The sequence below is a fragment of the Paraclostridium bifermentans genome (assembly GCF_964259345.1).
GTDB lineage: Bacteria > Bacillota > Clostridia > Peptostreptococcales > Peptostreptococcaceae > Paraclostridium > Paraclostridium bifermentans_B.
Window position 1 is genome coordinate 621385 of the sequence record NZ_CAXVJR010000001.1, and the last position, 13251, is coordinate 634635.

General features: G+C 27.2%; 13 protein-coding genes. 2 read left to right on the forward strand and 11 right to left on the reverse strand.

The window, feature by feature from the left end; genetic code table 11:
• Positions 1-20 precede the first annotated feature (20 nt).
• The 3 genes from ACEXNK_RS03170 to ACEXNK_RS03180 form a co-directional block, all read right to left on the reverse strand.
• Positions 21-1070, reverse strand: coding sequence for an aldo/keto reductase (locus tag ACEXNK_RS03170; RefSeq protein ID WP_373601260.1), 1050 nt, complete (start codon positions 1068-1070; stop codon positions 21-23).
• Positions 1071-1640: a GNAT family N-acetyltransferase gene (locus ACEXNK_RS03175; RefSeq protein WP_373601259.1), complete on the reverse strand. Its 570-nt coding sequence runs from the start codon at positions 1638-1640 to the stop codon at positions 1071-1073.
• Between the two features lie 97 nt (positions 1641-1737).
• On the reverse strand, positions 1738-2769 hold the full coding sequence (locus tag ACEXNK_RS03180) for a GNAT family N-acetyltransferase (protein ID WP_373601543.1): 1032 nt from the start codon (positions 2767-2769) through the stop codon (positions 1738-1740).
• Positions 2770-3014: 245 nt separating this feature from the next.
• Between ACEXNK_RS03180 and ACEXNK_RS03185 the strand changes: the two genes are divergently transcribed.
• Both ACEXNK_RS03185 and ACEXNK_RS03190 read left to right on the forward strand, forming a co-directional pair.
• Entirely contained in the window at positions 3015-4286 is a 1272-nt protein-coding gene (locus ACEXNK_RS03185) for an amidohydrolase family protein (protein ID WP_373601257.1), read from the forward strand.
• A 103-nt stretch (positions 4287-4389) separates the two neighbouring features.
• Positions 4390-4599 (forward strand): cold-shock protein, encoded by a 210-nt coding sequence (locus ACEXNK_RS03190; RefSeq protein ID WP_373601256.1) that lies wholly within the window; start codon positions 4390-4392, stop codon positions 4597-4599.
• A gap of 55 nt (positions 4600-4654) precedes the next feature.
• Here the strand turns inward: ACEXNK_RS03190 and ACEXNK_RS03195 are convergent, their stop codons facing one another.
• From ACEXNK_RS03195 to ACEXNK_RS03230, 8 genes are all read right to left on the reverse strand, one after another.
• Complete coding sequence (locus tag ACEXNK_RS03195) at positions 4655-5227, reverse strand: coiled-coil domain-containing protein (protein WP_373601255.1); 573 nt, start codon at positions 5225-5227, stop codon at positions 4655-4657.
• A gap of 161 nt (positions 5228-5388) precedes the next feature.
• On the reverse strand, positions 5389-6780 hold the full coding sequence (locus ACEXNK_RS03200; protein ID WP_373601254.1) for an FAD-binding oxidoreductase: 1392 nt from the start codon (positions 6778-6780) through the stop codon (positions 5389-5391).
• 17 nt (positions 6781-6797) lie between these two features.
• Entirely contained in the window at positions 6798-8030 is a 1233-nt protein-coding gene (locus tag ACEXNK_RS03205) for an FAD-binding protein (protein ID WP_373601253.1), read from the reverse strand.
• A gap of 13 nt (positions 8031-8043) precedes the next feature.
• Positions 8044-8832 carry an electron transfer flavoprotein subunit beta/FixA family protein gene (locus ACEXNK_RS03210; RefSeq protein WP_373601252.1) on the reverse strand — a complete coding sequence of 263 codons (789 nt, stop codon included), beginning with the start codon at positions 8830-8832 and terminating at the stop codon, positions 8044-8046.
• Between the two features lie 13 nt (positions 8833-8845).
• Positions 8846-10117, reverse strand: coding sequence for a nickel-dependent lactate racemase (larA, locus tag ACEXNK_RS03215; protein ID WP_373601251.1), 1272 nt, complete (start codon positions 10115-10117; stop codon positions 8846-8848).
• Between the two features lie 286 nt (positions 10118-10403).
• On the reverse strand, positions 10404-11099 hold the full coding sequence (locus ACEXNK_RS03220; RefSeq protein WP_373601250.1) for a FadR/GntR family transcriptional regulator: 696 nt from the start codon (positions 11097-11099) through the stop codon (positions 10404-10406).
• Positions 11100-11296: 197 nt separating this feature from the next.
• Positions 11297-12538 (reverse strand): sensor histidine kinase, encoded by a 1242-nt coding sequence (locus tag ACEXNK_RS03225; RefSeq protein WP_373601249.1) that lies wholly within the window; start codon positions 12536-12538, stop codon positions 11297-11299.
• Positions 12525-13193, reverse strand: coding sequence for a response regulator transcription factor (locus tag ACEXNK_RS03230; RefSeq protein ID WP_373601248.1), 669 nt, complete (start codon positions 13191-13193; stop codon positions 12525-12527). The genes ACEXNK_RS03225 and ACEXNK_RS03230 overlap by 14 nt, the downstream gene beginning before the upstream one ends.
• Between the last annotated feature and the right edge of the window lie 58 nt (positions 13194-13251).

Consider the following 13251-nt stretch of genomic DNA (forward strand, 5'->3'; position numbering starts at 1 on the left):
TTAAATTAAAATAAATTATATTAACAGTTTGCTGTACAACTATTTATAAAATTTAGATTCTCTTTTATATGTTCTTTTCTTTTACTTCCAATTATAGCCGAATAAATTCCTTTTGCATTTTTTATAAAATTTAGCTTTTCAGTTAAACTTATGTCATTGTCATCATCTTTGAATTGATTTAATGGTGCGCTTACAGTTACATTAAGACCTAGTTTATTTGCAGCATCTATAGCATTATAATATTCACCATCTATTATTTGATTTTTAAGCTTAGATCCATTTTGATTGTATATGTTGTATGGTAGTTGTATAAATTTCAAATGATGATGCTCTCCCTTAACTTCTTTTGCTATATTTATAATCTTCTCCATTGATATATGCCAATTTGAATCTAAGTTACAAGTAAAAGCTTCCCAGCTAGAAATTCCATAAAATCTTATATTTTCCTTTTCAACTTGTTCTTCATAAAATTCTATTAATATTTTTAATTGTTGATAAAATTTATCTTCTCCAAGCACATACTTTGATATTTCAGGATTATGTATATAATGAATATCTATAGTTTCTATTCCTAAATTATTTTTACTAAGTTCTATTGTTGTTTCATAAAAATATGGTACAAGGGTATGTCTATGCCCATGTACTACATTTACATCCTCAATGTTTAATATTCCTTCTGGAATCAATATTTCTTCTAAATAGTCAATAGGTCTAACATTTATATCACAATCTCCATATATTTGCCCTCCTTTTGTGGCAACGATAACTTCTTCACGTTTTAATATTTGCTTTTTATTTATTAAATCATCTAATACATGCCCTATGTCTTTTTCTGATTTCATTTCCCTATAAGTTACAGAAGTATCTATAAAGTTAATTCCATTTTTTAAACCATACTCTATAGCATCTTTGTATAAATTAGAGTGTTCATCTGAAAAATCTCCTAGATGAGTTCCAATTCCTATACCTATAGTATAAAAATCCCCATTATTTTTTACATATTCTTCAGATATACCTATTTTATTAAAATACTCTCTAGTCTCATTTAAGCTCGCATAACCTTTTATCATTTATACTCCCTCCAAATTATACTTTTCACATTTTAAAATTGAATATAACTTTATGTCTAAAAATTTACCCTTATAAAACTTTTCACTTCGAAGTATACCATCTAACTTCATTCCACTTTTTATCATTACATTCTCTGATGCAACATTACCTGATATGCACCTTGCTTCTACTTTATTTAAGTTCATAGTTTTAAATCCAAAAGTAATAACTTCTTCCAAAGCTTCAGTAGTTACTCCACTATTCCAGTAATCATAGTTTAATAGATATCCAACTTCAGCTTTTTTGTTTTTTTCATCGTATTTAGAAAATCCACACATTCCAATTAGCCTATTGCTATCTCTAAGTGCTATTATCCAAGGTGTAGCTTTATTATTCTTATAGCTATTTATCATAGAATCTAAAATTTTTTCAGCCATTCCTTTTGTAGTATTAAAATCTATAAACATAAATTTAGTCACATTTTCATTTGATAGACATATAAATAAGTCATCAATGTCATTTTTTTCTATCTTTCTTAAAATTAATCTATCCGTATATAAATTAGGTAGGTTTTTAAATAAATCTTTCAATATATCCCTCCCTCATTTTTCCATATACTATAAGTGTACATCAGTTGACTATATTAATGCCATATTTTTTTATTTTTATATAATTTTAGTTCAATATTTACAAATATATTTTATAAATCTTAATCTTCTCATTTTCTTCTATTTCTTTAAACCCAACTGATGTAAACAGTTTTTGTGAGCGTTTATTATATTTATATATTTCAACTTTTATAGATTTAATTTTTATTTTTTTAGCCCTGTCTATTAAAGTTAATATCGCCTTCTTGCCTATACCTCTTCCCCAATAACTTTTATCTCCTATAACTATAGGCATATTATTTTCAGATAAAGCTACATCTCCTATAGTCTTGTATACTCCATTTTCTAAAACTTGAATAAAATATAGTTCTCCTTGAGATTGTAAATAACTATACATTTTATTTATTGCTTCTAAATCATATACTTTATTAATTACGCCCTCTGAATAATACAAAATATCTTTATCTTGATACCAAGGTAGAGCTATATCCCACTCATATTTATCCAATTTCATTAATCTAAGTGATTCACTAATCTCTATAGTTTTTATATTTTTATCCTTTTCATTCCACTCATCTTTTAATAAATCCATGTAAATTACATCTGAAAAATCTCCATATCTACTATCAAAATAAGCTTTTCTTATAACTCCAATTTCTTTAAATCCTAATTTTTTATACATACTTTGAGCTCTAATATTATCTATCATGGTTGTTAATTCTATTTTATTAAGATTTAAATTTTTAAACATAAAATCTATGAAGTGAGTTAATGCATCTTCTCCATAGCCTTTACCTTGTTCATTTTCCTCACATATTTTTACTCCAAATTCAGCTTTTTGATTTCTAGAATCATATGAATTATAATTTATTTCTCCAATAGGAATTAAATTTTCTTTTTTACATATCATAAAGCACTTTTTATCATTTTTACATATACTTCCATTATTAACCTCATTTACAACTTTATTTTTTATAAACTCCTTGCTTTGTAACGTTCCAAATGCAAGACCTGAATGTTCCATCATTTTACCATCATTCCACCACTTATATAAAAATTCTTCATCTCCTAGTTCAAACTGTCTTATAATCACTTTTTTTCCAGTAATCATTCTACTTCTTCTCTCCTCTTTCTCAATTTGTTTTAAAGTGTAATATTTAAATTTCATAAAATTTCTATTATATTAACTATTCTTCAAATAATCTTCATATCCTATATTTATAATGGTTAATATAATAACTATCACCTATCTCAATTTCAACTCCCGAACATTTTTATTTGTTTACACGAAAATATTCATATATTATAATAACTATTGTAGATTTTTATAATTATATATATAATCAGGAGGGTTTTATGGTGAAAATATACAAAGGGAATATAATTTTCACGAAGAATAAAGATAATTTCGAAATAATCGAAAATGGATTTATAGTAGTTGAAAATGGCAAAGTAGTAAATGTGTTTGATTTTTTACCTAGTGAATATTCTAATATAAAAATAGTAGATTATACTAATAAGTTAATAATCCCAGGGATGAATGATTTACATGCTCATGCTCCACAATTTAGAAATATAGGAATGGCTATGAGTAAAGAACTTATTCCGTGGCTTAATGATTATACATTTCCTGAAGAATCTAAATATGCCGATATTGAATATGCAGATAAAATGTATAAAAGATTTATAAAAGAGATTTGGAAAAACGGTACTACTAGAATAGCTGTATTTGCTACAGTCCATAAAGATTCAACAATTAGACTTATGAATTTATTCAATACTTCTGGCATTGGTGCATTTGTGGGAAAAGTTAATATGAATATCAACTGTCCAAAAAGCTTATTAGAAGATACTAATCAATCTGTAGTAGATACTAAAGAAATATTAGATATGAAAATAGAGGAAGACTCTTTAGTAAAACCTATAATTACACCTAGATTTATACCTAGTTGTGATAGTGAATTATTAACTGAACTGGGGAATCTAGCAATTGAGTATAGTGTTCCAACTCAGTCTCACCTTTCTGAAAACTTAGGTGAAATAAACTGGGTAAAAGAACTTCAACCTGAATCTAAATTTTATGGTGATGCTTATAATAGATTTAATCTATTTGGGCAAACAAAAACACTAATGGCTCACTGTGTTTATTCTAATGATGATGAACTTAAACTAATGAGAGATAATAACGTTATGGCCGTTCACTGCCCAACATCCAACCTTAATATAGGTAGCGGAGTTATGCCAATTAGAAAATTCTTAGATGAAAACGTTTCAGTTTCATTAGGATCAGATATTAGCGGTGGCCATGATTTATCCATTTTTAAAGTTATGGTTCATGCTATTCAAGGTTCTAAACTTTGGTGGGTTAACTCAGACAAAGAGCTTGATTTTCTTAAACTTTCAGAGGCATTTTTTATGGCAACTAAAGTTGGAGGTAGTTTCTTCGGTAAAGTTGGTAGCTTTGAAAAAGATTATGAGTTTGATGCTTTAATTATAGATGATAGCGACTTAAATCACGATAATTATAGCTTGATTGAGAGATTAGAAAGGTTTATATATATTGGAGATGATAGACATATACTTCATAGATATGTCCGTGGAAATAGAATAGATGAACCTAATTTTTAAATTTTGGTATATATTTTCTCCTATTAAAACTTACTTTATAGCTAATAATATTATTAAATAGATTTTACTAAATTTATTTATATTATAAAAAAGGAGTTTTAATATGGCTAAATTTACAGGTGTTATTAAATGGTTTGATAACGATAGAGGTTATGGATTTATATCTGCAAATGATGGTAATGATGTTTTCATACATCATTCTAATGTAAAAGAAAATGGACATTGCAAAGATTTACACGAAGGAGAAGAGGTAAGTTTTGATGTTATAGAAGCTCCTAAAGGCCCTTCTGCTGTAAATGTTCATAAAATGTAAACTTTTAATTTAAGAAGCTGTCTATAATTTTTAAGGCAGCTTCTTTTTTTATTATTTAGTTTGTAATTTTACCAGATATATTATCCTTAACATCATTTAGTTTGCCTTTTATATTATCAACTTTATCTTTAGAATCATTTAAAGTTTTATTTATGTCTTCTATTTTATCTGTTGCATTATCTATTTTTTCTTTTATTTCATTTCCTTTTGAATGAGATGCATTAACTTTATTTTCGATGTTATCTAATTTATTACTCACAGTGTCTTTTGTTGATTCTAAATCATTTTTAGCATTGTCTAATTTATTATTTACATTGTTTATTTTTGAGTCAATTCCATTCGTTAATTCACTAGCAGAGTCTAATGCCTCATTCGCATCTTTTAAAGTTGATTTTGTAGAATCTACTTTATCTGAAAATTTATGAGCAAAATTTGTCAGTGAATTTATATATGAATCAGTATCTATTTCATCTAATTTTTCTTTTATTTTATCACTTACATCCAAGTTCATATTAGTTTTTTCAGTTTCTACTTTATCAACTTTTTCTTCTTTTATATCATTATTAGAACATCCTGTAAGAATAATTGTAGATATTAATGCGGTTATTATAATTAATTTCTTTTTCATGTTCCCTCCTGTTTTTTAATTAGAATTCTAACTTTTTTACTGTTTTACTATTTTACTATATTTTTATTGTTTTGTACACATATAAAATAATAAAAATATAGTAAAATTTTTGCAAAATAAATAGTGGGATTGCTTTAAGTAAACAACCCCACTATTTTAAATTAATATATTTTGCCTGGATTTAATATATTTTTATTGTCAAATGCTAATTTAATATTTTTAATTAAATTCATATAAGTTTCACTCTGAGCTTCATGTAAGTATCCTTTTTTTGCATATCCTATACCATGTTCTCCTGATACTTGACCATTCAGTTTTCTAGATTTTTCGTACATTTTTTCAAATGTTTCTGATAGTTTACAATTCCATGCTTCTTTATCTAAATCATCCCTTAACACATATATATGTAAATTTCCATCTCCTGCATGTCCAAAACTCTTTATTCTTATATTTAACTTATCTTGAAGCTCATTTGTAAATCTTATAAATTCAGCAACTTTATCTCTAGGAACAACAACATCACACTCATCCATTTCAGTTGTAGTTGCTTTTATAGCTTCTAAAAAAGCTCCTCTTGCTGACCATATAGATTCATTTCTTTCCTGAGTATCTGATATAAATACATCATAAGCTCCACAATCTAAACAAAGCTTAGCAACTTTATCATATTCTTTTTCTATATCTTCTTTACAATTTCCATCAAACTTTAAAAGTAAATATGCATCTGATGTATTATCGGGAAACTTTTTACCTAAAAATTCTTCTGCTGCAAGAATTACATCTCTTTCCATAAATTCTATAGCAGTTGGTATAGATTTTGATTTTATAATTTTAGGAACAGTTTCTATTGCAGTAGCTAAGTCTTTAAATGGAACAAGTAAGCTGATATCCTTTTTAGGTAGCGGTAATAACTTAAGTATCGCTTTTGTTACTATACCTAAAGTTCCTTCAGATCCTACAATTAAATCTTTTATACTATATCCAGAACTATTTTTAACAACTTTCCCACCTATATTTATAATTTCTCCATTTGGTAAAACTACTTCTAACCCTCTTACATAATCTCTTGTAACACCATACTTAACCGCTCTCATTCCACCTGCATTAGTATTTATATTTCCACCTATAGTAGCACTTTTCTCACCTGGATCTGGTGGATAGAACAAATCTTTTTCACTTACATATTGGCCTATAGTCATAAGTAATACGCCTGGTTCTACAGTTAAAGTTAAGTTCTCTTCATCTAGTTCTAAGATTTTATTCATTTGACTTAAGTTAATCATTATTCCACCATAAATAGCAACTGCCGCTCCAACTAATCCAGTCCCTTGCCCTCTTGGAGTTACAGGTATATTATTTTCATATGCATATTTCATTATTTTAGAAACTTCATCAGTACTATGTACATTAACTAGTACTTCTGGATACTTTTCTATTCCACCTAGTTCATCGTGAGAATAATCTTCATTTATATCATTTCCAACTATTACATTTTCACTTTTACAAACATCTATTAAAAACTTAATATCTTTTTCATCTATTTTTTTATACATTTGATTTTCCCCCATCCTTATTCTAATGTAAGTGCTGCTTCACATAATTTTTCTTCTTCCCCATTAAAGTTTTCTGTCTCTAATTTATCAATAAGTTTAGGTATTACATCATAAATATCTCCTACTATAGCATAATGCGCTGTATCAAATATAGGAGCTTTTTCATCTTTATTTATAGATATTATACAATCAGAACCATTCATCCCTGCTACAAATTGTATAGCTCCTGACACTCCACATGTTATTATTAGTTTTGGTTTTACAGTTCTTCCACTTAAGCCTATTTGTTTTTTAGCATCTATCCATCCTGCTTCAACTAAAGGTCTTGTTCCTGCTACTTGTCCTCCTAATAAATCTGCTAATTTATATAGAATATCCATGTCTTCTTTCTTCTTTATAGCTCTACTTCCAACTACTATAACTTCTGCATCTTCTATTCCTACTTCTTTAGTTTTTTTATTAACTTCTAACACATCTATTTTAGAATTCAACTTATTTTCATCTATATCACATATAGTAACTTTTCCTGTTGGGTTTTCAACTTTTTCTGGTGCTGTAAATATTTTATATCTAACAGTTGCAAACTGTGGTCTATGATTTGGTGTATGTATATGTGCCATTATATTTCCACCAAAAGCAGGTCTTATTTGATCTAAGTCTGTATTTTCTTGTACATCAAGTATTGTACAATCCGCAGTAAGACCTGTTTTAAATCTAGCTGCTAATCTCGGTGCTAAACTTCTACCTAAAGTTGTTCCTCCAAATAATAATATAGTTGGTTTGACTTTGTTTATAAAGTTTTCTACACATGATGTATATGGCTCTATTCTAAAGTTTTCTAAATTTTCATTATCATATACGAATACTTCATCTACTCCATATGAAAGTAATTCACATGTTTTATTTTTTATGTTATTTCCAACAAATACACAGTAAACTGGTTGATTAATTTTCTTTGCCATTTCTTTAGCTTTTCCAATCAATTCAAATGTTACGGGATGTATATCTCCTTCATGGTGATCAACATATACAGCAACACCTTGCCATTCATCTTTATTTATTTTTATAATTTCTTCTTCCTCAAATTCAAATGCGCCTTCTGGTCCTGTTCTAACACATAGTTTACACATCTTACATCCTGCACCAATTTCTAACTTACCATTGTTTAACTCTATAGCCCCAAAAGGACATATGTCTAATACTTTTTTTATATCCTTAATTTTATCTTGATTTATAACTATCTTAGCCACTTTATATTCCCCCTTACACTAACTTTAGTTCTTTTATTTTATTAAATAGTTTATTAGCTACTTCTTCACCATCACCTGTCCATACTTCTTTTTCTATATCTGATGTTGGTGGGAATATTTTTAAAACTTGAGTAGGAGATCCATTAAGCCCATAGTGTTTTTCATCCTTGTCATCAAAATCGTTAAGACTAATCATAGGTATCTCTTTTTCTTTAGTTTTCATCTTTAATTTAAAAGAAGGTAGTCTAGGTTGGAAAATTTCTTTTTCAACAGTTATCAAACAAGGAAATTTAACTTCGCAAACTTCACGAGTATTAGGCATATCTACTTCTACTACTATACTATTTTCCTTTACTTCAATTAGTTTAGTTACATTTGTAACATGTGGTATATTTAAAAATTCAGCTATTTCAGGTCCAACTTGTGCTGTATCTCCATCAGTTGTTTGTTTTCCACAAATTATTAAATCTGTATTTCCACATTTTTTTATTCCTTGAGAAATTGTATATGAAGTTGCCAGAACATCTGCACCTGCAAACTTTCTATCACTAACTAATGTACCTTCATCTGCTCCCATCATAAATGCTTCTTGAATTATTTGTTTTGCTTGAGGTGGACCCATACTTAATACTTTTACTTTAGCACTATTTTCTTTTTTAATTTTTAGAGCTGTTTCTAAAGCATATAAATCATATGGATTCATTTTAGAATCTACTCCATCTCTTTTTAACACCCCTGTTTTTTCATCTACCTCTACCTCTGATGTTCCTGGAACTTGTTTTATACATACTAAGATTTCCATGTAATTTCCCCCTTTACTTTACTATTACTGATACTCCATCAGGTATAACAGCTACTTTAGCATTATTACCTTTTATGTCAAAAGCCATTTTTAGGGCTTCGTCAAAGCTATTTGCATGTTGCATATGCATATTTTTAATCATATTTGGATCACATAAATCTGTAACCATAATTACTGTAAACTTTTCTAGTATTCTTGCTAGTATTTGAAATTCCCATTGATCTGGTATTGTTTTATCTTTTGAAATTTTTCTTACATTTTCTAAAATTTCAGTTGGAGATGATGCATTAGCTACATTATCGTAAAAAGATTTTCCACCATGTCCATCATTACATGCAGATACCATAATTATTACGCCACCTTCTTTACATGTTGCTTCTGCTGCGGTCATTCCTTTTACAGTTTGGTATATATTTTGATCTAATGGATATCCTCCATTTGTGCTTACTACTATATCTGCATCTACAGCATTTACTTTAGATAATTTAGTTACAAATTCACATCCTGATTCGTGAGCTTCTTTTACATCTCCTGCAAAAGCACCTATAACTTTTTTATCTTTATCTATAGCTACATTTAATATAAAAGCTAAGTTCACACTTTTGGCTGCACTTAACATATCATTATGAATTGGATTATTTCTAAGATTTCCTGTTCTTGCATAAGGACTGTCTATAAATTCTGAACAATGGTTATACATTATTGTTTTAGCTGATGCGACTCCTGGAAGTACACTTTTTCTTCCTCCTGAAAATCCTGCAAAGAAATGTGGTTCTATAAATCCTTCAGCTATTAGTAAATCAGTTTCTATTATTTGTTTATTTACAATTAAGTCTCCACCTGATGGAAGAATTCCCACTTTAACCATAGCTTCATCGTCTGTTGCAAAATGCATGATTATTTTTTCATTATCTACTATTTCTTCTCCCATTTTATAAATAAGTTCTTCTCTAGTACTAGGTCTGTGACATCCAGTTGATATTATTATTTTTATATCTATATTTGGATTTGAATTTCTTATTCTTCTTAACATTATAGGTAGAGTTATTCTACTTGGAACAGGTCTTGTATGGTCACTAGTAATGATAACCATATTCTTTTTATTTTTTACTAATTCTTCTAATTTCTTACTTCCTATAGGATTATCCAAAGCATTTTCAACAATTTCACTTTCGCTAAATTCAGTTTTAAAATCATGTGCTTTAGATTGTAAAACTTTAATCATATTTACATCTGGTATATTTATATCCATTCCAGATTTTGAATAAGGTAGCTTTATCTCCATTTCTGTCCCTCCTAATTTTAAATGAATCCCCAAAGATAAACTTTTCATTTCATAAAACGTTTTCTTGAACATTTTAAAACTTAATAACACATAAGTTTTTTAATTATACATCTTATTGGTAATATGGTCTTACCAGTTGTAATTTCATAATAGTAAACTTTCTTACAATTTACAAGTATTGTTTATGTATTAACAAAACGTAAATTTCCAAGTATTTTTTGTGTTTTTTTCATTTCTTAATTTTTAAAATTTCAAAAAAAATATAGATTTCAAATCTATTTGAAATCTATATTTTTTCCATAGTATCTTTAATTAATTCTAAGTGCTCTTTCATATATTTATAAGCATTTTCAACATCTCTAGCAATTATTGAATCACATATTTTTTTATGTTGAGTATTTAACATTTCCTCTTCATGGTAATATTCTAATATTTTATGTCTCGAGTTTACTATAAAATTTTCTAATAAATTTGCTGATATTATATATAAACTTTTAATTAAAAAATTCTTACTCATACATATAATTTTGTAATGAATTTCCTTATCTATATCATCTTTATTGCAAATTTTGTCGTTATCTGTTAATTTTTGTGAAATCATTTTCAATTCATTGAACTCTTCTTCTGTTCCTCTTACCGCTGCTAACTTTACAGCTTCTAATTCTATCATACTTCTCAATTCCATTATATCATTATAATTTCCATTATTTAATGTAAACATCATAGATATAGGTTGTATAAGTGAAGCTTCTATTTTATTACAAATAAAGTTTCCCTCACCTTGCCTACTTTCTATAATTCCCATTGTTTCCAAAACTCTTAAAGCTTCTCTTATAGATGTTCTACTAACTCCCATCTTTTCAGACAGTTCTCTTTCTGACATGAGTTTATCTCCATTTTTTAGTTTTCCAGATAATATCATATCTTGTATTTGTCCTATTACTTGTTGATATATTTTCTTATTAGTTATATTACTAAACAAAAACTCATCCCCTTTGTTTTTAAATATTTAATAGTATTATACTATACTTTTTAATAAATAAGATAAAACTATCAGCCAACCTAATTAGTTTTCTTACTTTTAAAATAGTATTACATACTATTATTAAATTAAGTTTGCTTAAATTAAATAATACCTTCTTTAGTATTTTTCACTATAGAAGGTATTATTTTTACTTATTATTTTGTAAATTCCATTGTAAATATCACAGAATTTTTACCATTTTTTATGTTATATTTAAATCCATGTTCTCTAAGAATTTGGCTCACTATATAAAGTCCCAAGCCACTTCCTCCTGTCTTTCTATTTCTTGATTTTTCAAGTCTATAAAACGGCTTAAATATTTTTTCTTTGTATTTTTCATCAATTGTTATTCCTGTATTTTCAACTTGTAGTATTACATTTTCTTTTTCGTATAGATTTATTATTAAATCAGCTTTTTCTGGAGAATATTTTATTGCATTATTTATAATGTTATTTATAGCTTTTGCTATTCGCTCTTCATTTGCTTTAATATTTATAAATTCTTCTATATTTGTCTTTAGATTTATCTCTTTTTCTTCTATTAAATAAATTTGTCTTTTTATAAGTTTATTTAACAATATAGTTAAATTTATTTCTTTAGTTTCAGATTTTTTCTCTAATATTTCAAATTTTGATACTTGTATCATTTCTTCAACTAGAGTTTTTAATTCTTGAGTTGAATCATATGACTTTCTAAGATAAGTATCTCTATCCTTATACTTTCCTATATTATAAATCATACCTTCAATTTGTCCACTTATAATTGTTATAGGTGTCTTTAGTTCATGTGAGATGGTAGCTATAAACTCTTTTCTCTTTGCTTCTTGCATTCTTTCATTTTCTATTATATTTATAAGCGGTTTAGTTACCCACTTTGAAAATACATATGAAGTTATTATAGATAAAACTATAGCAACTCCTATTATTATAGGCATTAAATCTAATATTACAGTTGTGGCTTCATCTACAGGTTGAAGTGGCATACTAACATCTAAATAATATGGTGTTTGCTGATCTTTAACATATAAAACAACTGTTCTTTTATGATTTTCATATGAGTCGCTTATATTATTTGAATAAGGTAAAAACGACAATTCTTTATTCCCATACTCTACATTTCCATTTTTATCTCTTAATAAAACCCCTACATTTTCATGTTGTGATAGTCTATATAAATCATGTTTTAAATTTTCTAAATTACCTCGTCTTGACTTGGTTGCCAAAACCACAAGTCTATTATCTAATGATTGCACCTTATACCTTTCATAATAAGATGGTAATAAGAAATATAAAATTAAATATATAGTTACTATAAGACCTATAGACAAAGTTGTAATTATTATAAATATCTTTCTATTTATAGCTAAGTTTTCCCATTTATCTTTAATTCTTGTCAAGACTATATCCAATTCCTTTCACTGTTTTTATATAAGGTTGTCCAATTTTTTTTCTTATATTTTTTATATGAGCATCAACTACTCTTGTATCTCCATAATAGTCATATCCCCATACGCTATCTAGTAGATTTTCTCTTGTTACAACTTGCGGATAACTTTCTATTAAAGTTTTTAATATATTAAATTCCTTTAATGTAAGTTCTATAATTTCTCCATCTAATGAAGCTTGATAAGTATCTAAATCTAAACTTAATTTTTCAAATGCCAATACATTTGATTCTGTCTCATTATAAGTTCTTCTAAGCACAGCCTCTACTCTTTTTATTAATAAAGTAAATGAAAATGGCTTTGTTATATAATCATCACACATTAAATCAAACCCTTTTACTTGATCACTTTCTTGATTAAGTGCGGTTAAAAATATTATCGGAACCTCTGAAGATTGTCTTATCATTTTACAAACTCCATATCCATCTAAATTTGGCATCATTACATCTAATATTACTAAGTCAAACTCTTCCTTTTTAAACATTTGTATTCCTTCAAGTCCATCATTTGCCGACTTGACACTATATCCTTCCGAACTTAAAAACTCAACTATAAGTTCTTGTATATTACTGTCATCTTCTATTACTAATATATTTTTATTCTTCATCATATTTCTCCTATTTGTTACCTAAATTTTATCCTTATTATTTATTTTATATTTTTTA

Coding starts and splice junctions, on each gene's coding strand:
- ACEXNK_RS03170 (WP_373601260.1), bottom strand. CDS start 1,070: ATGATAAAAGGTTATGCGAGCTTAAATGAGACTAGAGAGTATTTTAAT.
- ACEXNK_RS03180 (WP_373601543.1), bottom strand. CDS start 2,769: ATGATTACTGGAAAAAAAGTGATTATAAGACAGTTTGAACTAGGAGAT.
- ACEXNK_RS03185 (WP_373601257.1), top strand. CDS start 3,015: ATGGTGAAAATATACAAAGGGAATATAATTTTCACGAAGAATAAAGAT.
- ACEXNK_RS03190 (WP_373601256.1), top strand. CDS start 4,390: ATGGCTAAATTTACAGGTGTTATTAAATGGTTTGATAACGATAGAGGT.
- ACEXNK_RS03195 (WP_373601255.1), bottom strand. CDS start 5,227: ATGAAAAAGAAATTAATTATAATAACCGCATTAATATCTACAATTATT.
- ACEXNK_RS03200 (WP_373601254.1), bottom strand. CDS start 6,780: ATGTATAAAAAAATAGATGAAAAAGATATTAAGTTTTTAATAGATGTT.
- ACEXNK_RS03210 (WP_373601252.1), bottom strand. CDS start 8,832: ATGGAAATCTTAGTATGTATAAAACAAGTTCCAGGAACATCAGAGGTA.
- larA (WP_373601251.1), bottom strand. CDS start 10,117: ATGGAGATAAAGCTACCTTATTCAAAATCTGGAATGGATATAAATATA.
- ACEXNK_RS03230 (WP_373601248.1), bottom strand. CDS start 13,193: ATGAAGAATAAAAATATATTAGTAATAGAAGATGACAGTAATATACAA.